23 protein-coding genes are annotated in these 24,132 nt (G+C 38.6%); 18 read left to right on the top strand and 5 right to left on the bottom strand.

Going from position 1 to position 24,132, the window contains the following annotated elements:
* The first annotated feature begins 39 nt into the window (after positions 1 to 39).
* The 14 genes from pcaB to MSG95_RS16370 all read left to right on the top strand — a co-directional run bounded on the left by pcaB (position 40) and on the right by MSG95_RS16370 (position 14,575).
* Entirely contained in the window at positions 40 to 1,395 is a 1,356-nt protein-coding gene (gene pcaB / locus MSG95_RS16305; protein WP_077165641.1) for a 3-carboxy-cis,cis-muconate cycloisomerase, read from the top strand.
* On the top strand, positions 1,392 to 2,177 hold the full coding sequence (gene pcaD / locus MSG95_RS16310; RefSeq protein WP_077165640.1) for a 3-oxoadipate enol-lactonase: 786 nt from the start codon (positions 1,392 to 1,394) through the stop codon (positions 2,175 to 2,177). The genes pcaB and pcaD overlap by 4 nt, the downstream gene beginning before the upstream one ends.
* A gap of 42 nt (positions 2,178 to 2,219) precedes the next feature.
* On the top strand, positions 2,220 to 3,575 hold the full coding sequence (locus MSG95_RS16315) for an MFS transporter (protein WP_077165639.1): 1,356 nt from the start codon (positions 2,220 to 2,222) through the stop codon (positions 3,573 to 3,575).
* A gap of 15 nt (positions 3,576 to 3,590) precedes the next feature.
* On the top strand, positions 3,591 to 4,004 hold the full coding sequence (gene pcaC, locus MSG95_RS16320) for a 4-carboxymuconolactone decarboxylase (RefSeq protein ID WP_004701356.1): 414 nt from the start codon (positions 3,591 to 3,593) through the stop codon (positions 4,002 to 4,004).
* 10 nt (positions 4,005 to 4,014) lie between these two features.
* Positions 4,015 to 4,740, top strand: a complete 726-nt coding sequence (pcaH, locus tag MSG95_RS16325; RefSeq protein ID WP_077165638.1) for a protocatechuate 3,4-dioxygenase subunit beta — start codon at positions 4,015 to 4,017, stop codon at positions 4,738 to 4,740.
* A 14-nt stretch (positions 4,741 to 4,754) separates the two neighbouring features.
* Positions 4,755 to 5,384 (top strand): protocatechuate 3,4-dioxygenase subunit alpha, encoded by a 630-nt coding sequence (pcaG, locus tag MSG95_RS16330; protein WP_077165637.1) that lies wholly within the window; start codon positions 4,755 to 4,757, stop codon positions 5,382 to 5,384.
* A 69-nt stretch (positions 5,385 to 5,453) separates the two neighbouring features.
* Positions 5,454 to 6,281: a type I 3-dehydroquinate dehydratase gene (aroD, locus tag MSG95_RS16335; protein WP_077165645.1), complete on the top strand. Its 828-nt coding sequence runs from the start codon at positions 5,454 to 5,456 to the stop codon at positions 6,279 to 6,281.
* Positions 6,282 to 6,300: 19 nt separating this feature from the next.
* Positions 6,301 to 7,752, top strand: a complete 1,452-nt coding sequence (locus MSG95_RS16340) for a right-handed parallel beta-helix repeat-containing protein (RefSeq protein WP_151819576.1) — start codon at positions 6,301 to 6,303, stop codon at positions 7,750 to 7,752.
* 56 nt (positions 7,753 to 7,808) lie between these two features.
* Positions 7,809 to 9,128, top strand: a complete 1,320-nt coding sequence (locus tag MSG95_RS16345; RefSeq protein ID WP_077166292.1) for a carbohydrate porin — start codon at positions 7,809 to 7,811, stop codon at positions 9,126 to 9,128.
* Between the two features lie 82 nt (positions 9,129 to 9,210).
* On the top strand, positions 9,211 to 11,640 hold the full coding sequence (locus MSG95_RS16350; protein ID WP_077166293.1) for a glucose/quinate/shikimate family membrane-bound PQQ-dependent dehydrogenase: 2,430 nt from the start codon (positions 9,211 to 9,213) through the stop codon (positions 11,638 to 11,640).
* A 630-nt stretch (positions 11,641 to 12,270) separates the two neighbouring features.
* Complete coding sequence (locus tag MSG95_RS16355; protein WP_004701369.1) at positions 12,271 to 12,738, top strand: DUF6438 domain-containing protein; 468 nt, start codon at positions 12,271 to 12,273, stop codon at positions 12,736 to 12,738.
* Positions 12,739 to 12,872: 134 nt separating this feature from the next.
* Complete coding sequence (locus MSG95_RS16360; protein ID WP_134263057.1) at positions 12,873 to 13,286, top strand: YeeE/YedE family protein; 414 nt, start codon at positions 12,873 to 12,875, stop codon at positions 13,284 to 13,286.
* 4 nt (positions 13,287 to 13,290) lie between these two features.
* Complete coding sequence (locus MSG95_RS16365) at positions 13,291 to 13,704, top strand: DUF6691 family protein (protein WP_151819575.1); 414 nt, start codon at positions 13,291 to 13,293, stop codon at positions 13,702 to 13,704.
* A 4-nt stretch (positions 13,705 to 13,708) separates the two neighbouring features.
* Positions 13,709 to 14,575: an MBL fold metallo-hydrolase gene (locus MSG95_RS16370; protein ID WP_151819574.1), complete on the top strand. Its 867-nt coding sequence runs from the start codon at positions 13,709 to 13,711 to the stop codon at positions 14,573 to 14,575.
* A 93-nt stretch (positions 14,576 to 14,668) separates the two neighbouring features.
* On the opposite strand, the gene pcaU is transcribed toward MSG95_RS16370, so the two are convergent.
* Together pcaU and MSG95_RS16380 are read right to left on the bottom strand one after the other, a co-directional pair.
* A complete protein-coding gene (gene pcaU, locus MSG95_RS16375; protein WP_004701378.1) occupies positions 14,669 to 15,481 on the bottom strand; it encodes an IclR family transcriptional regulator PcaU in 813 nt (270 codons plus the stop codon).
* Positions 15,482 to 15,523: 42 nt separating this feature from the next.
* Positions 15,524 to 16,444: a LysR family transcriptional regulator gene (locus MSG95_RS16380; RefSeq protein WP_151819573.1), complete on the bottom strand. Its 921-nt coding sequence runs from the start codon at positions 16,442 to 16,444 to the stop codon at positions 15,524 to 15,526.
* A gap of 88 nt (positions 16,445 to 16,532) precedes the next feature.
* Here MSG95_RS16380 and MSG95_RS16385 point away from each other — a divergent pair, with 88 nt between their 5' ends.
* From MSG95_RS16385 to MSG95_RS16400, 4 genes are read left to right on the top strand one after another with little or no spacing between them, the layout of a single operon-like run.
* A complete protein-coding gene (locus MSG95_RS16385; protein WP_324645138.1) occupies positions 16,533 to 17,777 on the top strand; it encodes an acyl-CoA dehydrogenase family protein in 1,245 nt (414 codons plus the stop codon).
* A 17-nt stretch (positions 17,778 to 17,794) separates the two neighbouring features.
* Positions 17,795 to 18,916, top strand: coding sequence for a phosphotransferase family protein (locus MSG95_RS16390; protein WP_151819571.1), 1,122 nt, complete (start codon positions 17,795 to 17,797; stop codon positions 18,914 to 18,916).
* Positions 18,913 to 19,611 carry a histidine phosphatase family protein gene (locus MSG95_RS16395; protein ID WP_151819570.1) on the top strand — a complete coding sequence of 233 codons (699 nt, stop codon included), beginning with the start codon at positions 18,913 to 18,915 and terminating at the stop codon, positions 19,609 to 19,611. Before MSG95_RS16390 ends, MSG95_RS16395 begins: the two co-directional genes overlap by 4 nt.
* A gap of 15 nt (positions 19,612 to 19,626) precedes the next feature.
* Complete coding sequence (locus tag MSG95_RS16400; protein ID WP_151819569.1) at positions 19,627 to 20,370, top strand: SDR family oxidoreductase; 744 nt, start codon at positions 19,627 to 19,629, stop codon at positions 20,368 to 20,370.
* Between the two features lie 34 nt (positions 20,371 to 20,404).
* Here MSG95_RS16400 and MSG95_RS16405 read toward each other — a convergent pair whose 3' ends face one another.
* The 3 genes from MSG95_RS16405 to MSG95_RS16415 all read right to left on the bottom strand — a co-directional run bounded on the left by MSG95_RS16405 (position 20,405) and on the right by MSG95_RS16415 (position 24,002).
* The gene (locus MSG95_RS16405; protein WP_151819568.1) at positions 20,405 to 21,661 is read right to left on the bottom strand and encodes an OprD family outer membrane porin; all 1,257 of its coding nucleotides are present in this window, start codon (positions 21,659 to 21,661) and stop codon (positions 20,405 to 20,407) included.
* 108 nt (positions 21,662 to 21,769) lie between these two features.
* Positions 21,770 to 23,119, bottom strand: coding sequence for a spinster family MFS transporter (locus tag MSG95_RS16410; RefSeq protein WP_151819567.1), 1,350 nt, complete (start codon positions 23,117 to 23,119; stop codon positions 21,770 to 21,772).
* 415 nt (positions 23,120 to 23,534) lie between these two features.
* Complete coding sequence (locus MSG95_RS16415; protein WP_009392094.1) at positions 23,535 to 24,002, bottom strand: MarR family winged helix-turn-helix transcriptional regulator; 468 nt, start codon at positions 24,000 to 24,002, stop codon at positions 23,535 to 23,537.
* Between the last annotated feature and the right edge of the window lie 130 nt (positions 24,003 to 24,132).

Here is a 24,132-nt window from a genome sequence, read left to right on the forward strand (position 1 = left end):
AGGTCAAGGTATTGCTTTGATTATTGAGAGAGTCTAATCATGAGCCAGTTATATGCCAGTTTGTTTTATCAAAAAGATGTCACCGACATCTTTAGTGACTCATCTTTAATCAAATATATGATTGAGGTTGAAGTCGCGTTAGCTCAAGCACAGGCACAAGTTGGCGTGATTCCTCAAAATGCGGCTAACACCATTACCCAAGTAGCTGAGCAAGCAATAGAAAAGTTTGACTTTTCAGCCTTAGCCGTGGCAACTGGCTTAGCTGGAAACATTGCAATTCCGTTCGTAAAACAACTAACGGCAATTGTCAAAGATGTTGATGAAGATGCTTCACGTTATGTGCATTGGGGCGCAACAAGTCAGGATATTTTAGATACAGCTTGTATTTTGCAATGCCGTGATGCGTTGAATATTGTAGAAGCTCAACTTCAACACTGCTATGCGATTGCATTAGAACAAGCCAAGCAATATCGCTATCAAGTCATGATTGGGCGTACATGGTTACAGCAAGCTTTGCCTATTACCTTGGGACACAAGCTTGCTCGTTGGGCTTCTGCATTTAAGCGTGATTTAGATCGTATAAATGCAATGAAATCACGTGTATTTACTGCTCAGTTAGGTGGGGCTGTGGGTTCTTTAGCTTCTTTGCAAAATCAAGGTTCATCTGTGGTCAGTGCATTTGCCAAAAAACTAAATCTGACTGTACCGACAAGTACATGGCATGGTGAGCGCGACCGTATTGTAGAAATAGCAAGTGTGCTTGGCATGATTGTTGGGAATACGGGCAAGATGGCACGTGATTGGTCGCTCATGATGCAAACTGAAATTGCAGAATTGTTTGAACCTACTGCAAAGGGTCGTGGTGGTTCATCAACCATGCCTCATAAGCGTAATCCAGTCGCAGCAGCTTCAGTACTTGCAGCAGCAAATCGTGTACCAGCACTTATGTCTAGTATCTATCAAAGCATGGTACAGGAACATGAGCGTAGCTTAGGTGCATGGCATGCAGAATGGCTGGCAATCCCTGAAATTTTTCAGCTTTGTGCTGGAGCATTAAGTCGTACTGGTGAAGTTTTACAAGGTTTTGAAGTTAATGCTGAGCATATGCAGCAGAACCTTGAGTGTACCAACGGGCTGATTATGGCAGAAGCTGTGATGATGGCGCTTGCTCCAAAAATTGGACGTTTAAATGCACATCATGTTGTTGAAGCAGCTTGTAAAACAGCCGTGGCTCAAAAGCAGCATTTATCTGAGGTTGTTAGTCAGTTAGATGAAGTAAAAGAACATTTTAGTCAAACAGAAATTTTGGAAATATTTAAAGCAGAAAACTATTTGGGCAACATTCAAGCTCAAATTGATGCTGTTCTGCAAGAAGCACAAGGAGAGTCAAAGTGAAACAGACTATTCGTAATCGTCAAGGAAAACAGTTAGCAATTTATACAGATGGTCTAAAAGATGCTCCAGCACTTGTGTTATCTAACTCGTTAGGAACAGATCATGGAATGTGGCAACTACAAGTAGACGAGCTTAAAAGTCATTTTAATGTCATTACATACGACACACGTGGTCATGGCGAAAGTGATGTGATCGCTGAAACATCTTTACAAAATTTAGCTGAAGATGTTGTTGATATTTTAGATGCCTTAGATATTGAAAAAGCCCATTTTTGTGGAATTTCAATGGGCGGAATTACAGGGCTTTGGTTGGGTATTCATTATCCAGAGCGCTTTCTAAGTATTACCGTTGCGAACTCGGCAGCCAAAATTGGACAGGCTGAAGCGTGGTTAAGTCGTGCCGAATCAGTAGAACAAAATGGGCTCGCTGAATTGGTAAAAACCACGCACACACGTTGGTTTAGCGAAAAATTCGACTATCAACATAATGTAGTTGCACAAACGACGATTCAAAGTCTGGCAAACACACCAGCACAAGGTTATGCCAATGCGTGTCGTGCTTTAGCACATGCTGATTTAAGAGATGAAATTGGAGAAATTCAAATTCCGGTATTGCTCATTGCAGGAACAGAAGATCCAGTAACTACAGTAGTCGATGCTGAGTTTATGCAGAAGGCTATTAAGAATAGTCAGCTCGCTAAATTGGAAGCATCTCATCTTTCTAATATTGAGCAACCGCAAAGATTTACTCAGGAATTGACTAGGTTTATTCAGCAAATCTAATAGCTTAGTAGTTTAAAAGGAATTGGCCTTAAGGAGGCAAATATGGCGTCTCAGGATTACGCTACACCAAACAAAAGTATCGATGCTCAAGCACTAATTAATGATGCACCACTCAGTAAGTATCAGTGGATGATCGCAATTATTTGTTTCTTGATTATTTTTACTGATGGTATCGATACAGCTGCAATGGGTTTTATTGCACCAGCATTGGCTCAGGACTGGGGTGTTGATCGCTCTCAGTTAGGTCCAGTAATGAGTGCTGCACTTGGTGGAATGATTATTGGAGCTTTGGTTTCTGGCCCAACAGCCGACCGCTTTGGCCGGAAAATTGTTCTAGCTATTTCTATGCTTGTATTTGGTGGTTTTACCTTAGCTTCTGCTTATGCAACCAACTTAGATAGCCTTGTCGTTTTACGCTTTTTGACAGGTATTGGTTTGGGTGCAGCGATGCCAAATGCCACTACATTGTTTTCTGAATACTGTCCAACTCGCATTCGTTCACTGCTCGTGACATGTATGTTCTGTGGTTACAACTTAGGTATGGCAACAGGTGGTTTTATTAGCAGTTGGCTCATTCCGACCTATGGTTGGCACAGTCTATTCTTACTTGGTGGTTGGTCACCTTTAATTTTAATGGTTCTAGTGGTTTTAGTTTTACCTGAATCTTACCGCTTCTTAATTGTTAAAGGTAAAAACCCAGAAAAAGTACGCAAAATTTTAAATCATATAGCACCAACTCAGGTTCAAGATGCCACTGCATTTCATGTACCTGAAGAGAAAACTGAAACAGCTCAAAAGAAAAATGTCTTTGGCATTATGTTTTCTAAACCATATGCAAAAGGAACACTTTTACTTTGGTTGACCTATTTCATGGGCTTAGTAGTTGTTTACTTGCTTACAAGCTGGTTACCAACATTGATGCGTGAAACGGGTGCTTCAATGGAACGTGCTGCATTTATCGGTGGATTATTCCAGTTCGGTGGTGTGGTAAGTGCATTGTTCATCGGTTGGGCGATGGACAAATTCAACCCGAACCGTGTCATTGCCATTTTCTACTTTGCAGCAGGTCTTTTTGCGATTGCTGTTGGGCAAAGCTTAGGAAACTCAACATTACTTGCTCTATTGGTGCTTTGTGCTGGTATCGCAATTAACGGTGCACAATCTTCAATGCCAGCTTTGAGTGCTCGTTTCTATCCAACGCAGTGCCGTGCTACGGGTGTGTCTTGGATGACAGGTATTGGTCGTTTCGGTGCGGTATTTGGTGCTTGGATTGGGGCTGTATTACTTGGTAATGATTGGTCATTTACTGCCATTCTTAGCTTATTACTAATTCCGGCGTCTGCTGCGGCTGTTGCTGTATTTGTTAAATCACTTGTTGCGCATACCGATGCAACTTAATAGAGGTCTATCACGATGAATGATGAACAACGCTATAAACAAGGCATTGAGGTGCGGACTGAAGTTTTGGGTGAAAAGCATGTTGGTCGGTCTTTGCAAAACTTAAATGACTTTAACCAAGATTTTCAAAACTTTATTAGCCGTTACGCATGGGGTGAGGTGTGGTCGCGTCCGGGCCTACCGCGTCATACACGTAGTTTAGTCACTATCGCAATTTTATTGTCACTTGGTCGTGAAGATGAGCTACGCATGCATTTACGCGCTTGTTTCAACAATGGTGTAACTAAAGAAGATTTAAAAGAGTTGATCTTACATAGCTCACTCTATGCAGGTTTACCTGCTGCAAATGCTGCAATGCATATGGCTGAAGAAGTCTTTAAAGAGTTGGGAATAGAAGTAAACCCAATTGCAGCGAAAGAACAGGATTAAGGAGATAAAGATGTCACAACATAGCTGGGGTGCTTACGCCCAACGTAATACAGATGATCATCCACCAGCGTATACGCCAGGTTATAAAACAAGTGTATTGCGTTCGCCAAAAAATGCATTGATCTCTATTAACGAGACTCTAACCGAAGTTACTGCGCCGCATTTTTCTTCAAACTTGTTCGGTCCAAAAGATAACGACTTGATTTTGAACTATGCCAAAGATGGTTTACCAATTGGTGAGCGTGTCATTGTGCATGGTTATGTTCGTGATCAATTTGGTCGTCCTGTAAAAAATGCACTTTTAGAAGTATGGCAAGCCAATGCTTCTGGTCGCTATCGCCATCCAAACGATAAGTATATTGGTGCAATGGATCCTAACTTTGGTGGTTGTGGTCGTACCTTAACTGACGAAAACGGTTTTTATATTTTCCGTACCATTAAACCGGGTCCATATCCATGGCGTAACCGTATTAATGAATGGCGTCCTGCCCATATCCATTTCTCTTTAATTGCAGATGGTTGGGCTCAGCGTTTAATTTCGCAATTTTATTTTGAAGGCGACACTCTTATCGACACTTGCCCGATTTTAAAAACAATTTCTTCTGAAGATCAACGTCGTGCCTTGATAGCGCTAGAAGATAAAAACAACTTTATCGAAGCCGATAGCCGTTGTTACCGTTTTGACATCACTTTGCGTGGTCGTCGAGCGACTTACTTCGAAAACGAATTGACTTAATCAGGAGCACGAGCATGAACAACTGGAATTTTCAGGAATTAAAAGAAACTCCATCTCAAACAGGTGGTCCTTACGTTCATATTGGGTTATTGCCACAACAAGCAAATATTGAAGTCTTTGAAAACAATTTTAATAACCAGTTGGTGCAAGATCAGACTAAAGGTGAGCGCATTCGTCTTGAAGGTCAAGTATTTGACGGTTTAGGTCTACCGTTACGAGATGTACTCATTGAGATTTGGCAGGCTGATGCAAATGGTATTTATCCAAGTCATGCCGATACACGTGAGCAAAAAGCTGATCCTGCATTTCAGGGCTGGGGCCGTACAGGTGCTGACTTTGAAACGGGCGTTTGGAGTTTCAATACGATTAAACCAGGCGCGACAGTTGGCCGTAAAGATTCAACTCAGGCACCACATATTGCATTAGTCATTTTCGCTCGCGGTATTAACTTAGGTCTTCATACACGTGTTTATTTTGACGATGAAGCTGAGGCAAATAATAATGATCCGATCTTAAATAGCATTGAGTGGGCACCGCGTCGCCAAACTCTTGTTGCTAAACGTTCTGAAGAAAATGGTGAAGTTGTTTACCGTTTTGATATTCGTATTCAAGGCGATGACGAAACCGTATTTTTTGATATTTAAGGAACACCTAAGGCTACACCTGATTATTCATGGATATGTGTAGCCTTTTTAAGGATGAATGATATGAAAATGGAAACATTATTAAGCTTAAGTTTGCTTGCACTCCCATTTTTTGTAGCACAGGTGAATGCTGAACCTGTTGCTTTGGCTGCCCAGACACAACCTGCTATGACAACAGTTAAAACGATTGTTCCGATCACTGCAAAAACTAAAGAGCAAGCTTTAGCTCAAGCTCAAGTTATTGCAAATACAGCAGATGCTGATTTAGCTGAGTTTCGTATCGATTTACTCAGTTTTGCAAGTGATACAAAACAAGTGATTGCATTAGGACATGAATTGAAAAAGATTTTAGGTCATAAGCCAATGATCGCCACCATTCGTACTAAAAATGAAGGTGGTCAGCTCGAAATTAGCGATGCTGATTATGGGAAGACTTATCAAGCTTATTTAAAAAATCCGTTCATGGACTGGTTAGATGTTGAAATGTTCCGTGATCAAAAAGTAGTTTCAGAGATTGTTCAAAAAGCACATCAAAAGGAAGTGCTGGTTGTTATGTCTAATCATGACTTCCAAAAAACACCAAGCCAAGATGAAATTGAAAAACGCTTATTAAAACAAGATCAGATGGGTGCAGATATTCTCAAAATTGCGGTAATGCCGAAATCTAAACAAGACGTCTTCACTTTAATGAATGCCACTTTAAAAGTAAGTCAGCAAACCACTAAGCCATTATTGACAATGTCGATGGGGCAATTAGGTACGATTTCTCGTGTTGCAACTGCCAATATGGGCGGAAGTTATAGCTTTGGCATGATTGGTCAGGCTTCTGCGCCGGGTCAAATCGATGTGACTAAGCTCAAACAAATTTTACAAACTGTTCAACCAACAAACCCATAAATCATAAGGATATGATGAAATGAATACATTACGTTTAACTACTCTTGCATTAGGTTTAATGGTTTCAGGAATAACCGCAGCACAAACTTATGTTGTTGACCGTTATCAAGATGATAGCAACAAAGGTTCTTTACGCTGGGCAATTGAGCAAGCTAATGCTAACCCAAGTGAAGCAAGTGATATTTTGATTCAGGCGGTAGGCAAAGCACCTTATGCGATTAAATTAAATAGCGCACTTCCTGAAATTAAAGCTCCAGTTAAAATCATTGGTACAGAGTGGGATAAAACTGGTGAATACATCGCAATTGATGGTTCAAATTACATTAAAGGCGAAGGTGCAAAAGCTTGTCCTGGTGCAAACCCTGAGCAGTACGGCACCAATGTTCGTACTATGACTTTACCGGGTTTTGTACTGCGTGACGTCAATAACGTGACTTTAAAAGGATTAGATATCCATCGCTTCTGTATTGGGGTATTGGTTAACCGTTCAAGCAATAACCTTATTCAGGATAACCGTATTAGTAATAACTATGGCGGTGCTGGTGTCATGATTACGGGCGATGATGGTAAAGGTAATCCGACAGCAACCACTACAAATAATAACAAAGTTTTAGATAACATTTTCCAAGACAATGGTGATGGTTTAGAGCTAACACGTGGTGCTGCTTTTAACCTGATTGCAAATAACCATTTTATTTCTACTAAAGTAAACCCAGAGCCTTCACAAGGTATCGAAATCTTGTGGGGCAATGACAATGCTGTAGTTGGTAATAAATTTGAAAATTATTCGGATGGCTTACAGATTAATTGGGGCAAGCGTAACTATATTGCCTACAATGAAATGACCAATAACTCGATTGGTCTAAATATGACTGGTGATGGTAACATTCTTGATAGCAATAAAGTTCATGGTAACCGTATTGGTGTTGCCATTCGCTCAGAAAAAGATGCTAATGCAAGAATTACATTGACTAAAAACTTAATTTGGGACAATTCTAAAGATATTAAACGCTGTGAAGCTGGTGGATCATGTGTGCCAAATCAGCGTTTAGGTGCAATTGTGTTTGGTGTACCTGCACTTGAACATGAAGGTTTTGTTGGTTCACGCGGTGGCGGTGTAGTGATTGAGCCATCTAAATTACAGAAAACTTGTACTCAACCATATGAACAAGGCTGTAATCCTCAACCTAATCAGGGTATTAAAGCACCTAAGTTAACAGCAAATAATGGTTCAATTAATATCGAAGTTAATGGTTTACCAAACCAGCGCTATCAAGTTGAGTTTTTTGGCAACCAAAAAGCGACTTCAAAAGAAGCTGAGCAATATTTAGGAACAATAACAGTTGCTACAGACGCACAAGGCAATGCAAAAGCCAATTGGAAACCAAGTGTCAAAGTTGCATCAATTTCAGTGAGTGTAACAGATCACTTTGGTGCAACTTCTGAGCTTGGCTTTACCCAAGTTAAATAACAACAAATAAAGCTCCTCAAACAGAGGCGCATTTAGAAAAGATAAAAGGATTTAAAATGCCAAATGTAATGAAATTGAGTGTTTTAACACTCGCTGTATTAGGTAGCCAATTTACGCTTGCTAATGAACCGTGGTCACAAGACCGTCAATGGTTGCTTGGTGATTGGAATGGAAAACGTCAGCAATTAGAGCAACAGGGCTATAAATTTACAGCTTCTATTATGAGCCAAAGTGCCACAAATTTAGATGGCGGGTATAACGGCAGCAATACTTTTGAAAATGCTGCACAACTCTCCTTGGGTGCAAACCTAGATTTAGAAAAAATTGCTGGGTGGAACGATACAACAGCAAGTCTCGTTGTTACTAAACGTGACGGTAATGCGCTTACTTTAGAGCGTATTAAAGATCCACGCTCTAGCCAATTAAGCAATGTGCAAGAAATTTATGGTCGTGGAAAAATCTGGCGTTTATCTCAAGCATGGATCAAAAAAGGCTTTGCTGACAATACTGTACAAGTCAAACTTGGCCGTATGGGCATGTCAGAGGATTTTAATAGTTCGCACTGTGAGTTTCAGAACTTGATACTTTGTGGTGGACAGGTAGGAAAATCAATCGGTTCAATTTGGTTTAACTCACCTGTAAGTACTTGGGGCGCAAACGTAAAATATCAGTTTGCACCTGAGTGGACTATAGGAATTGGTGCGTATGAGGTAAATCCAGATAATATTAAAACAGCATCAAATAGTGATGGTTTTAATCTGGATATGAACAATGTGAAGGGTGCAAACATACCAGTTGAGCTCACATGGAGACCAAAACTTGCTGCTTTTAATGGTTTACAGGGTGAATATAAAGTAGGTGCGATGTACTCAACCGCGGAAGCGAATGATGTTAAAACTGCGGGTAAGGTTCATGACGGGAAACAAAGTTTCTGGATTAATGCTCAACAACAACTTACCAATAACGGCCAAGATCCAAAACGTGGTTTATACGTAACATTTAATGGCGTTGTAAATGATAAAGCAACAACTTTTGTTCAAAGTACTCAACAACTTGCGCTTTGGTATAAAGGGCCATTTGATAGCCGTCCAAATGACTCGATTGGATTTGGTATTGCCAATTATGTGATTAATGATCGCGCTAAAGATAAGCAAATCGCAACAAACGAAAGTCGTGGATACTATAGCTATGATCCGATCGCATTGAACTATATTCCAATTCAAGACGACGAATTAAACATTGAGCTGAACTATACCTATCAATGGTCTCCAGCTGTCATGTTGCGTCCAAATATTCAATATATCCATCAACCTGCTGGTGTAAAAGAGGTTGACGATGCCTGGGTGGCGGGTCTGAGTGTGAAAGTCAATTTTTAACAATATTGATGGCTGGTTAGACATAGTTTAACTGGCCCAAATGCTTGAACTATTCGGATTCAGTATATGTGGAGTAGGATCTATGTCTGAGCCAGATTCTAAGTTTCATATCTTATTCAAAATATGGTGTTTTATATTAGGTCTTGTTTTATTGGCAACTGGTGTTTTCTATATCATAGGTGGTGGAAAACTAGTATCACTCGGCGGCTCTTGGTATTTCCTTATCTCAGGACTGTTTATAACCATTTCGGCAATTAGCATCTTCCGTAAAAAAGCACTGGGTGTCTGGATTTTTGCGGCTGTTTTTGTTGGTACCGTAATTTGGTCATTTATTGATGCTGGATGGGAATTTTGGTCGTTATTTTCGCGCTTAATGTTTCCTGCCGGTCTTTTTGCTGCGTTACTGTTTACCTTACCTTCAATTCGACGTTATCAATTCCAAAATGGATCGGCAGCTCCAGCGTATGGTGTTGCTGGCCTAGTTGTTATAGGTATGTTGATTGCGCTTTACCAAATGTTTCAACCGCACCCGACAGTAGCAAGCTCAGGTGAAAAGCTACCTTTAGTGCCAGTTGACCCTGCTAAAAAACAGGTGAATTGGGAAAATTATGGAAATGATACGGGTGGTAGCCGTTTTGTTGCTCTCGACCAAATTAACCGAGATAACGTTCATAAACTAAAAGAAGCATGGCGTTTTAGAACGGGTGATTTTACAACGGGTAGTGGTAATGGTGCTGAAGACCAAATGACCCCACTACAAGTTGAAAATAAAGTCTTTTTATGTACACCACATAACAACATTTTTGCAATCGATGCTGATTCGGGCAAGCAACTCTGGAAAGCTGAAGTAAACTCTAAAGCCGATGCATGGGAACGTTGCCGTGGTGTTGCATACTTTGATTCGACTAAACCACTTGTTCAACCAACTTTGGCTGGTGCGAATGCAGTAACTACAGTTGCGACCAATACAGCATGTCCACGTCGTATATATACCAATACTCCAGATGCTCGTTTAATTGCAGTGAATGCAGATACTGGTGAGCGCTGTGCAGACTTTGGTGTGAATGGAACAGTTAATCTACTCGAAGGCTTAGGCGATGGAACAAAAGCTCCACGTTTTGAAGTCACTTCTGCACCAACGATTGCAGGTACAACCATTGTGGTGGGTAGCCGTATTGCCGATAACGTAGCAGCGGATATGCCGGGTGGTGTTATCCGTGGTTATGATGTGATTACAGGTAAACTGCGCTGGGCATTTGACCCTCGTAATCCTGATCCTAATCATGTTCTAAAACCAGGTGAAACGTATAAACGTAGCTCGGCAAACTCTTGGGCTGCTATGTCTTATGACCCGCAAATGAATATAGTCTTCTTACCTATGGGTAGTTCATCTGTTGATATTTGGGGTGGTAACCGTAATCCATTAGACCATAAATACAACACTTCAGTTTTAGCACTTGATGCGACAACAGGTAAAGAGAAGTGGGTATATCAAACTGTTCACAACGACTTATGGGACTTTGACTTACCAATGCAACCGAGTCTAGTCGACTTCCCATTAAAAGATGGTACGACTAAACCAGCAGTTGTGATTGGAACCAAGTCGGGACAATTCTTTGTTCTTGACCGAGTTACAGGCAAACCATTAACTAAAGTGATTGAACAGCCTGTTAAAGCTGCAAATATTCCAGGTGAACAATACAGTTTAACTCAACCTCGTTCTGTTGAAATGCCTCAAATTGGTAATCAGACTTTAACCGAGTCAGATATGTGGGGCGCAACGCCGTTTGACCAACTTATGTGTCGTATTAACTTTAAGTCAATGCGTTACGAAGGTCTATTCACTGCACCGGGTACTGATATTTCATTAAGTTTCCCAGGTTCTTTAGGTGGTATGAACTGGGGTAGTATTGCTTTCGATCCAACACATCGTTACATGTTTGTAAACGATATGCGTCTTGGTTTGTGGGTTCAATTGATTAAACAAACACCTGAAGATATTAAGATTCAGGCGAGTGGCGGTGAAAAAGTAAATACAGGTATGGGCGCGGTACCAATGAAAGGTACACCATATAAAGTGAATAAAAACCGCTTTATGTCTGCTTTAAGTATTCCTTGTCAAAAACCACCATTTGGTACCATGACGGCAATTGACATGAAAACTCGTCAAGTTGCATGGCAAGTACCATTGGGTACAGTCGAAGACACGGGACCTATGGGTATTAAGATGGGCTTGAAAGCACCAATTGGAATGCCGACTATTGGTGGCCCAATGGCAACTCAGGGTGGTTTAGTATTCTTTGCTGCAACTCAAGATTACTATTTACGTGCTTTTGATTCTTCTACAGGTAAAGAACTTTGGAAGTCACGTATGCCTGTTGGTAGCCAAGGAACACCTATCAGCTATGTTTCGCCTAAAACAGGTAAACAGTATGTGGTTGTTTCTGCGGGAGGTGCACGTCAGTCTCCTGACCACGGTGATTATGTAATCGCATATAGCTTAGAGAAGTGATTAAAGAGGGCAAAAGGATAAATTTTCTTTTGCCCTTATTTTTTTATATCTTTTTTTATATTAAGGTATTTATAGAAATTATATATTTTTAGTTAGATAGCTTTACCAAATAGTAAAAAAGTGCTTGAAGTTATTACTAAACTTAGAAAATTCTTATAAACGATTCGACACGAACACTAGTCATAGCCTAACTATTAAGCAATTTTTTATAATGTTTTAACTATAAATAAACTTTAAAAATTTATTAAGTTTTGTTTAACTTAAGATCGTGAATTTTAATTAAAAATAAACATTATTCAGTTTTTAATCATCAAAAACCAGTTTTTTTTGTTGGAAAAACGAGCGTAAATATATATTTATATTATATTTATATAATTTATTGCATTACGCTAGAATGGTCGGCGCAGGTTATTACTACCCAGTAATAATTTGTATTTCAGGAATTTAAGCTTTAATTGGCTTAAGGCTCATCGAAAGATGGGCCTTTTTTTATGTGCATTCTATCCTAATTTTATAAAAATCTGAAAATAGCCTAAGCATTACTAAATAAAGAGACGAAAAATGAGTCTTTAATGACAATTTAGATATGATTTGTTAGATTAAAGCCACTTGATAATAATAGGTGATGTAATGAGATTTTTAGTTCTTGCAACTTTATCTGGTTTAGCTTTAATGGGTTGTGCTTCTGTTCAGCAAGCACCTAATACACAAGAAACAATTCGTTATGCTTCTAGTCCATGTTTTGGTGCATGTCCAATATACTCTGTAGAAGTAACACCTACTGGTTTAATTCGATTTGAAGGTAAACAATATACAAAAACACTTGGTGTTAAAGAAATCCAAGGTAGTGTAAAAGATTATCAAAAACTTGCCAGTGAATTAAAAACTTATCGTCCTCAAACAGGAACTCAATCAAAAACTGCGGGTTGCCAGCAAACTGCAACTGACATGTCTAGCTATTACATTACTTGGATTAAACCTAATGGTACTGAAACAAAATTAAGCCATTACACAGGTTGTATTTCTCCAGCAAACAACAGATTAAATAAAGTTATGGAAAAGTTACCTGAACAATTAGGTATCAAAGATTTAATCTAACGATAAAAGCCCCAAACTTTTGGGGCTTTTTCTTGTTAAGAAAATTTATATACTTAGGAGTTTTCTCTTAAGTATTTCTAAAAGAATAAGCGTATAATACATATTATAAAAACATATATTGTTTGGGTAAGTACATGTCAAATATTGTTTATGCTTTCTTAGGTGGTTTGCTACTGGGCATTGCAACAGTCGGTTATTTATATGTAAACGGTCGCATCGCTGGAATTAGTGGTTTGCTTGCTCAAATCATTAATCCGTCTAAAGATATCTTTAAAGGCTCCGCATTCTGGTTTATTGCTGGATTAATTATTACACCCTTTATTTATGGCTATTTTTTTCAACCCGAAATTGAAATTAAAGCGAATATGTTTGCTCTTATTTTAGCAGGTTTATTGGTTGGTTTTGGTACTCGCCTTGGATCAGGTTGTACAAGTGGTCATGGTATTTGTGGGATGAGCAGATTGTCAAAACGCTCCATGATAGCAACAGCAGTTTTTATGTTTGCTGGCATGTTAACTGTTTATATCGTTCGTCATGTTTTGGGGTAATGTCATGAAAAACATTTTGGCTTTTATATTTGGTAGTTTGTTTTCATTGGGCTTAATGATTTCGGGCATGTCTAATCCTGAAAAAGTATTAGGTTTTTTAGATATCTTTGGGCAGTGGGATATTAGCTTAATGTTTGTGATGTTAGGCGCGATTGCTGTGGCATTTATTCCATTTCAAAAGGCTATTAAAAGTCCTAAAACAATCCTTAATGAACAAATTCAATTACCAATGAATACACAGATTGACCAAAGGCTAATTGCTGGTGCTTTTATTTTCGGGATAGGCTGGGGAATAGCTGGAATATGTCCAGCGCCAGCTTTAACACTTATCGGATTAGGACATTTTGAAGCGCTTTATTTTATTGTCGCAATGTTATTAGGAATGTTTATTTACCGAGTTTTAAATAAAGGAAATTAAACTTATGCAACAACCTCTAGTAAAAGATTTTTTTGATGAAAACACCAATACTTTTAGCTATGTTGTTGCAGATTTAGCGACTCGTCAATGCGCGATTATTGATAGTGTGCTTGACTACGACGCAGCTTCAGCAACTACAAAAACAACCAACGCTGATTTAATTATCGATTATGTCTTGGCGCAAAACTTCAAAGTACAATGGATTTTAGAAACTCACGTCCACGCCGACCATATGACCGCGGCTCAATATTTAAAGTCTCAATTGGGTGGTACAATTGCGATTAGTCAAAAGATTTCAATCGTCCAAGAAACATTTTCTGCTATTTATAATTTTGATTTTAAGAAATTTAATGAAAATCAACCTTTTGATTATTTATTTGAAGATCATGAACATTTTAAAATAGGAGAGTTAGATGCCTATAACATTCCTACACCAGGGCATACACCTGCTTGCTTGAGCTATGTGATTGGTGATGCTGTTTTTGTCGGCGATACTTTATTTATGCCTGATTATGGTTCTGCTAGATGCGATTTTCCTAAAGGAAGTGCCGCTGCACTTTATGATTCGGTACAAAAACTTTATACACTTCCTAACAACATGCGCATGTTTTTATGCCATGACTATAAACCCGAAGGCCGTGATGAATATGTCTGTCAAACAGATATTAGAACTCAAAAGCAAAGCAATATTCATTTAAACCAAAGAGTTTCCAAAGACTCATTTATAAGAATGCGCCAAGAAAGAGATGCTACGTTGGCAATGCCAAAATTAATTCTGCCTTCAATTCAAATTAATATGAACGGTGGAAACTTTCCAGAACCAGAATCAAATGGCATCCGTTATTTGAAAATTCCATTCAATTACTTTTAGAAATAGCCTAAGCAGTTTCATTTAGATCGTTTACGTGTTCAAATAGCCTAAGAAATTAATAAAATTAACTCTGTAAAATAGCCTAAATAAGATTTAAAGAACTTGTCTTAAATCCCGCGAAGTCTCTTGCAATAAAGGCAAAATGTGTTGGATTAAATATTCTTCAGTTGTTTTCATAGTTGGAGAAACAATATTTAAAGCTGCAACCACTTTAAAGTCTTGTCCATAAATTGGTACCGCAAGCGCATGAACACCTAATTCGTGTTCTTCACGTGAATAACACCAATCTTGCTCTCGAATTTCTTTTAGTAATTCTAAAAATTTATCATTTTCGACATGCGTATATTTGGTTAGACGCTGAAGAGGATATTTTTGAAGCCAGTCCAATTGTTCTTGCTGGCTTAAATGTGCCAGTAAAATTTTACCCGCCGATGTCGCATGAGCAGGTAAGCGGTTACCCAAATGTAAACCATATGGATTTACACGGTCGGTTTGTTGGTGGGCAGCACTACGGGCAATGGTAATGGCCTCATAACCATCAAGCACCATCACTGAATAAATGAGAGAAGTTTGGTTAGTTAGAAGATTTAACAAAGGCTGAGACACTTTTGGAAGTTGAGCTGCACCTAAATAAGCTCCTGAAAATTTAAGAACTTTCGGGGTTAAATAGTAATAGTGACCATCTGACTCAAGATAACCTAAATATTCTAATGTTAATAAGTGTCGTCTTGCTGCCGCTCGGGTGAGTCCGGTTTTTTCAGCCGCCATAGAAATATTTAAACGATGTTGATTACTACTAAAACTATCTAAAATCGCCATGCCTTTACCAATGCCAGCAATGTAATCTTCATGACGAATCGTTTTTTTGTTGTCCTGATTCTGGATTATCCGTTCATCTTTACTCATTACTGGTCCTTGTACGATAGAAGCTTAGTAGATCAATTTGCTTTACTGAAAAAGTTTAATAATTTCATGTCGCAAAAATTGATGTCTTAAATTATCCCTTAAATCTTCGTGCCAAAACATACCCATTTTAATATTGGTTATCTCAAAAGGCAGAGAATGTAAGCAAATTTCAGGACTATAAGATAAATGCTGCAAAATCATACGAGGCATGGTCAATATTGCATCGGCTTGAGCTCCCAAAACTTGTAACGCCGTTGAATAGTTTTGACAGCGCATAAATACATTTCTTGAAATTTTTTGGTGTTGTTTTAAATAAATATCTTCAAGTAAAGCACCTGTACGGCGTGACGAAACACCAATGTGCCGTCCATTAATATAACGAGATAAATCGACTTCTTTAAGTTGACTGCAAATGATGAACTCATCTGTTACTAAATGGTCAAAGGTAATTTTGGGAGACAAGTATTGTTCTAGGTCAATTACGAAATCGAGCTGCTGCGTCGCCAAGTCCGCCGTAATGTGTTTTCGATCTAGCTTCATACTGACAAATTGCATATCTAAATTAAGATTTTGAAAATGTTGAGCAAGCCTTGGAAGAATAATAGGCTCAATTTCATCATGAACGGCGATTTTTAAGCTTTTTAAACTAGTTGGATCAAAGACATGTTTCTGTTGGCTAATATTTTGAATCGTTAAAAGTGCTTGCTTTACAGTTGGGTAAATCTGTTCTGCAAAAGGCGTTGCAGACATTTTATTGCCTACACGTATAAATACATCATCTTCAAGTTGTTGGCGTAGTCGTTGTAAAGCATGACTTGCTGCTGACTGCGTAATATTGAGACTACTTGCCGCATTTGAAATACTTTTTTGCTCATAAATTGCGATAAATAGCGGATATAAATTGATATCAATTCGATGGAAAAAACTTAAGTCTAGACCATGCAGGTTATGAATATTATTCATGTGGCGGTATTTAATAAAATCATTTCATTCATATTAAGTTTCAAGTTATGTTGATGTAAAGACCAGATAATGATGTAAAGGAAAAAGAATGTTTGAACTCTCAAAAAAAGCTCAGGATTTTACTGAGCGAACAAGAAAATTTATTTTAGAAGAAATAGAACCTGTTGAAGCAAAATTTTGGGAAGAAGTTCACGAGTTAAATCCAGATGGAAACTGGAAAAAATGGCAATGGCCCGAGCTTTTAGAAACTTTAAAATCTAAAGCAAAGCAAGCTGGCCTTTGGAATATGTTTTTACCAGATGAAAAGCTAGGGGCAGGGTTAACTGTTCAAGAATATGCCCACATAGCTGAATTGACTGGTCGCAGCTTATTGGCACCTACCGTTTTTAACTGTAATGCACCAGATACAGGAAATATGGAATTGTTATGGCGCAATGGCAGTGAACAGCAAAAACAGCAATGGTTAGAACCTTTATTGGACGGAAAAATTCGTTCTGTTTTTTGTATGACTGAACCAGATGTTGCTTCAAGCGATGCAACCAATATGCAAGCGACTGCACTCATTGATGGTAATGAAATTGTTTTAAATGGCAAAAAGTGGTGGTCGTCTGGCTTAGGTGACCCAAATGCCAAAGTCATTATTTTTATGGCACATACTCCAGATGAAACTAAAGGCCGCCATCATCAACATTCTATGGTTTTAGTACCGATTGACACGGCGGGTGTCGAAATTCAACGTATGTTACCTGTGTTTGGTGACTACGATGCACCACATGGACATGGTGAAGTCCATTTTAATAATGTTCGAGTGCCTCTTGAAAACTTTATTGGTGGAGCGGGCCAAGGTTTTGAGATTGCACAAGGTCGTTTAGGACCAGGGCGTATTCACCATTGCATGCGTTGTATTGGAGCTGCTGAAAAAGCTTTAGAGCTTATGATTGATCGAGGCATGTCTAGAACAGCGTTTGGCAAAGAAATTTTAAAACTTGGTGGGAACCTTGAACGCGTAGCTGATGCAAGGGTAGCCATAGATCAAGCCAGACTTTTAACCTTGTATGCTGCTTATAAAATGGATACTTTAGGAAATATGGCCGCTTTAACAGAAATATCTGCAATTAAAGTGGTCGCTCCGAGTGTTTTAGAAAAAGTAGTCGACATGGCAATTCAGCTACATGGCGGTGCGGGCGTTTCAAGAGATACGCCATTAACGGGTTTCTTTGCCCAAGCACGCAGTTTACGTTTAGCTGATGGTCCAGATGAAGTACATAAAGGCATGATTGCCAAATTAGAGTTGGCCAAACGTGGTTATTTCGGTCGTCATAAGAAAGTATAAGTTTAAAGGAAGTGAAGATGTCGGTAATTGATATAGGCGGTGAAGTATGTGAAGGTGAAGAACTTGATATTGGGGCAGTTGAAAACTGGTTAAAAAACCAAGGTGTTGAGTTGGTTGGCCCAGCGGTCGTTACTCAATATACAGGTGGGGCGTCGAATTGGACTTATCGTTTAAAGTATGAAAATACCGATTTAATTTTACGTCGTCCTCCAAAAGGAACAAAAGCGAAATCGGCCCACGATATGGCCCGTGAATATATGGTGCAAAAAAATCTTGCGCCTTATTATCCGGTGCTTCCTAAAATGGTTGCACTTTGTCAGGATGAATCGGTCATTGGCTGTGATTTTTATGTGATGGAACGCATTGAAGGAATTATTCCTCGTGCAAAATTACCGCCTGAGCTTGGCTTTAATGAAGAAAATGTTCATGAGCTTTGCGTAAACGTTATTGATAAGTTGATTGAATTACATCAAGTTCCTTATGAGAACACGCCTTTAGCTGAACTTGGCAAAGGAACCGGATATTGCCGCAGACAAGTTGAGGGTTGGGATAAGCGCTATGAAAAAGTCCGCACAATCAACGTACCATCATTTAAATATGTTCGAAAATGGCTAAACGATAATATCCCTCAAGACTCTACGACTTGCATTATTCACAATGATTGGCGTTTTGATAATGTGATTTTAGATCCAGAACATCCAACTGAAGTGATTGGCGTGCTCGATTGGGAAATGGCGACCTTGGGCGATCCATTAATGGACTTGGGAAGTGCCTTAGCCTATTGGGTTGAGTCTACGGACAATATGATTTTTAAGTCGACACGCCGTCAGCCTACTCATTTAAAGGGAATGTTTTCTCGTAAAAAAGTCGTTGAGTATTATTTACAAAAAACAGGATTGGAGCCTCAAAACTGGGCTTTTTATGAAGTGTTTGGTGTATTCCGTTTAGCAGTGATTGCCCAGCAAATCTATTATCGTTATTACCATAAACAAACTCGAAATCCTGCATTTAAAGATTTCTGGATCGTGATTCATGCGCTACATATCCGAGCTTTAAAACTTATCGCACAGCAAAAATTGCAAGAATCTGAATTTGCTCAGCAATCTCTACAGAAAATACAGGGTATTTTAAGAAAATGACCACAATTTATCTGGTAAGACACGGACAGGCATCGTTTGGTAAAAGTAACTACGATGAGCTGTCTGAAAATGGTGAGGCTCAGGCGACTTTGTTAGGCCAATATTTTAAGCAAATATTGAAAGAACAACCTTATGTGGTTGCTGGAACTATGCAGCGTCATGAGCAGACTGCAAAACTCGCACTAAATGAATGCTTTCCAAATGCGGTAATTCATCATAATAATTTATGGAATGAGTTTAACCATCAACAGGTTTTTGCACGTTATGAGCCACGTTTTGAACAGCCTGAGCTGTTAAAGGCTGACGTGGCGCAAGAACAGAATCCACGCGCATATCTTGCCAAAATATTTGAAGGTGCCATTGGGCGATGGACCGATGGCGATTTTCATCATGAATATGATGAGTCTTGGCCACATTTTAAAGAAAGAGTCGAAACAGCATTGCAGCAACTTTGTGATGAGTTAGCAAAAACTAAACCTCGCTATGCAGTCGTTTTTACCTCTGGTGGGGTGATTTCTGTAGCCATTGGAAAATTGCTGGAACTGAGCCCTAATCGGACTTTTGCTTTGAATTGGGCAATTACCAATACAAGCCTCACGACTTTACGTTTGGTTGGAAATGAAGCTCAGGTGTTAAGTTTAAATGAACATCATTTTATAAAAGCTGAACGTCCAGATTTACTGACATGGATTTAAAATAAGGATAAAAGCATGGCAAAGACAATTTTAATTACAGGTGCAAGTTCTGGATTGGGCGCGGGTATGGCGCATGAATTTGCAGCCAAAGGTTATAACTTGGCGATTTGTGCACGCCGTTTAGACAGATTAGAAACTTTAAAAACTGAACTTGAAAACGAGTACGGTATTAAAGTAATTGCAAAAAGTCTGGACGTCACCAATTACGATCAGGTTTTTGAAGTATTTCGCGCCTTTAAACAAGAGTTTGGCTATTTAGACCGAATTATTGTAAATGCGGGAGTCGGAAATGGCCGTCGTATTGGTAAAGGTAATTTTGAAATTAACAAAGCCACGGCCGAAACAAACTTTATTTCTGCTTTAGCACAATGTGAGGCAGCGATTGAAATTTTTAGAGCGCAAAATGCAGGTCACTTGGTGGTGATGTCATCCATGAGTGCGATGCGTGGATTACCAAAACATTTATCGACTTATGCTGCAAGTAAAGCCGCGGTTGCTCACTTGGCCGAGGGTATTCGTGCTGAATTATTAGATACCCCAATTAAAGTCTCAACCATTTTCCCGGGTTACATCCGAACTGAAATGAATGAAGGCGCTAAACATTTACCTTTTGAAGTCGATGCAAAAACAGGATGTAAAGCTTTAGTCAAAGCTATCGAAAAACAACCTGTAAAAGCTTATGTACCACAGTGGCCATGGTTACCAATGAGTATTGCTATGAAGGTTTTGCCTTTAAAATTGGTCAATAAATTAGGATAAAAAATTACCCCCTAAAATTGGGGGTATTTTCTAATTAGAATTTTTTGGTGTAATTGACAAAAAAACGGTCTTCGCAAAAGTCATTGCCGTGCTTAACATTGTAATCAATGCGAATGTATTGAAGAGCGATGCCTTTTAAGAATGGTTGCTGAAATGCGTAGTTTAAAATCACATTCGATTCAGTTTCATGGTTCTTCTCACCATTGGCTGCTTTAAAGTCATTTCCGTAAACATATTTCACCATCGCGTTTAAGCCTGGTACATAATCTTTAAAGTCATAGCCATACATCACATGATAAGACTTTTCATCTTTTTTAAAGAATCCGGTGGCGTTCCAGTTAATGAAATAGGTTTCTGGTAAGAAACCATCCGGTAAAGGGTATGCCGATTCACCCATAATTTGTTGGTAACCCAAACCAAAGGTATGGTTTTTTACTTTAACTGTTTCTAGTACCCCAATATTCTGCGCATCGATATCAAAAGTATTGCCGTCATTTTTTGCATTAAAGTACTTAAACTTAGAAGTAAGCGCAAAGTTAGGTTGTTTCCAATTATGCTCAAGTCCTACATAGTGCTTGTTGTAGAGGTCTTCTAAATTGCCAAAATAATATTCGCCCTTTAAAGACGGCGTAAATTTATAGCGCAGGTCAATGTAGTTAAGGCCATCAGATTCTTTGGTAATTCCATTTGCCGTGAACGAAAACTTTTTAAAGTCTTCTTCATTGCGTGGTGACACTTTTTCCACTCGGCCAATTTCGGCATAAAGCTGATCTGAAAGTTGTGACTTTAAGTTGGTTCCCCAATATGAAGTGAGTAACTGGCGACTAGCGTCTACGGCAGTTACTGGTAAATCTAACCAAAGTTCACCCACACTTAATAAAGTTTTGTCATAACCTAATTTTAATGTCGCGCCGTATTTTAGATAGTCTGATGCTTGAGATTGTGTTTCTTTATTAAAAGGCAAAACTGTGTCAGCGACATGTTTGTCTGAACTTAAACGCACGGCGTATTGAACAGAAGCATCGGCCCCAATTGTGATTGGCTTGTCAGCTATGACTAACGGGGTGTCATGCATTTTTGATTTATAAAATAAAGATGCTCCCTGAGACCAACTGCCAGTATCTTTGAGGGCATCATTATCAAAATCGCGGTTGATATAGGCATTTTTTAAAGTGAATTTCCATTCATCTTCAGTTTGCTGATTAGGATTTGCAGCCCATGAGTTGCTGCACATCAGTAATAAAGTGGCAACGGCTAAAGTGTGTGGTTTAAAACGGTGAAATAATTCCATAATCCATTTCCCAGATGTATGCCAGTCCTCGGCAATACTTAATTTTGAATATTTCGGTACTCTCTAAGCGTCTAGATAGAGAGTACCTTTTGCAAAAGGTGAGACCTATTAATTTAATTTTTCAAGCTTCATGCTTTCACTAAAGAATTTGCAGCCTTTAAAAAGTAGGACCAAAGCCAGTACACACGATAAGCCGCCCACAATAGATAAAGACGAACCCACCATTAACGGACTACCAAAAACTTTATCTGTGATAATGGCCACCAATGTTGTACCAATACCGAGTCCAATTAAGTTGCTCACCAAAAGGAAGAGAGCAGAAAGGCGTGCTCTAAATTGGTTTGGGGCTAACATTTGTAATGCTGTTGCTGAAATTACTAGAGGGAAAGATGCAAAGAACATTGCAGGAATCAGTAAGCTTACTGAAAGCCATAACTGATCTGTTTGGGTAAAAAATGCAATTGGAATAATCAGGCCAACAATACCAATTACGCCAGTGAACATTGGTGCATCTTGGCGACCTTTTTTAATAAACCAATCATTTAACGAACCTGCACAAAATACGCCTAATGTATTTGCGACTAACAGAATCGTACCGAGCATATAACCTGTTTCAGTCGGCGCGAGTTGAAACTTTCGAATATAAAATGCTGGTGTCCAACTGGTAAGGCTGTAGAGTGCCATTGCATAAAAGGTAAAACCTAAATAATGACAAGCAAATGTTTTAGAATGCTTTTTTATAAACTGAAGACATTGTGAGAATTTGACTTGGTCAACTTGTCCATTTTGGTTGAGCTGTTGACCTTTACGTGCAGGGTCTTTAACGGTCAAAATAAAAAGCAAACCAATAATGATGCCAGGTAAACCGACTACAAAAAAGGCAATTTGCCATGCTTTAAGTGCCCCTAATAGTGGAACTTCAATAAGTGTCACGCCTTTAAGCAAATTAATGACATAACCGCCAACTAAGAAGGCAATACCTCCACCCAAAAAAGCACCAATTGAATAAATTCCGACAGCACGACCTAGTTTGTCCTTACTAAACATGTCGCTGAACATTGAATAAGCGGCTGGAGATAACGCAGCTTCACCCACACCGACCGCCATACGGCTCAAGAATAGTTGAATAAAATTTTTACTTAAACCACAAGTTGCCGTTGCTAGGCTCCAAACAATAATCCCGATTGAAATCAATTTTGGTCGTGAAAAACGATCGGCAATATAGGCTAAGGGTAAACCCATAACCGCGTAAAACAGTGAGAAGGCAAGGCCATGTAACAGGCTAAATTGTGTATCTGAAAGTTGGAGATCTGCTTTGATGGGTTCAATCATCAGCGCTAGAATTTGGCGATCAATAAATGAAAATATATATGCCAACATACAAAGTGTGACGACATACCATGCATAAGCATTGCTTTTCTTTTGTGTCCTTTCAACAGCGATATTACTTTGGTTCATACACTTAATCCTTATGTATAAAACGCTTAAAGAAATTGATATCTAACTTTTATTATTCCTCTGAAGTTTTCGATATTTCCCCCTTTAGATAAGAATAATAAATAAGCTAGAAATGAGTAATTTGGTCTCGTACAGACCGGAAGAGTGTGTCTAAATCCAATTAGGAGTTAATTGGTTTATTAAAGATAATGGAATTATTATTTTCTTTTTATATGTAAAATTCCATTACTTATTGAGTATGTTAAAATACCTAAAAAGTATGTTAAGTAAACAGATACTAATAATTTATTAAATTAAGATACTGATTTTTATTTATTTTTTGATATTAAGACTTATTTTGATAAAGAGCAGCGAGAAAAGAAGAACTGTTTCATGCTGCTCTTGAGCGTATCTAACCTGATATCAAGTCAAATAATCAACTTGATGGCATGAGGTCAAATAATTTTTTTAACTGGTGATTTAAATTATGCAGCTCATCTTCTGAAAAAGCATTTAAGATGCCTGCCAAGGTAACCACACTAATTTGATTAATTTGTTCAACCAGCTCAACACCTTTGGCCGTTAATTTCACCATCGAAATTCGTTCATCGGTGGTAGAAGAGTAGACTTCGACAATTCCATCTTCTACTAAGCGATATACAGCTTTTGTGGCCGTAGTTAACTTTAAGGTAGAAAGATTAGCGATATCGGTAATACTGGCTTCTCCCAAAGCATTAGTACTTAAAATGATTTTACGGCGTGTATTATCAATACCTAGTTTTTTTATTGATTTTTCAATGAGTTGTGAATATTTTCCGTTAACTTGAGAAACCCAAAAAAAAGGGAAGTTTTGAATACTCGACGGTTCTTTATTAGGAAGAAATTGTTCTAAATGATCAAGCATAGCTAAGCAATAACTTAGTGAAAAAAGGGTAATCCTATTATAAACAAAATTTTGCATATTTCCTTGAGAACAAATTATAAAAAATACTTGACAATTCCATTAAATTTTCCGATATTTTGATTAATAGATA

Source organism: Acinetobacter sp. IK23, assembly GCF_035615275.1.
Classification (GTDB): Bacteria; Pseudomonadota; Gammaproteobacteria; order Pseudomonadales; family Moraxellaceae; genus Acinetobacter; species Acinetobacter seifertii.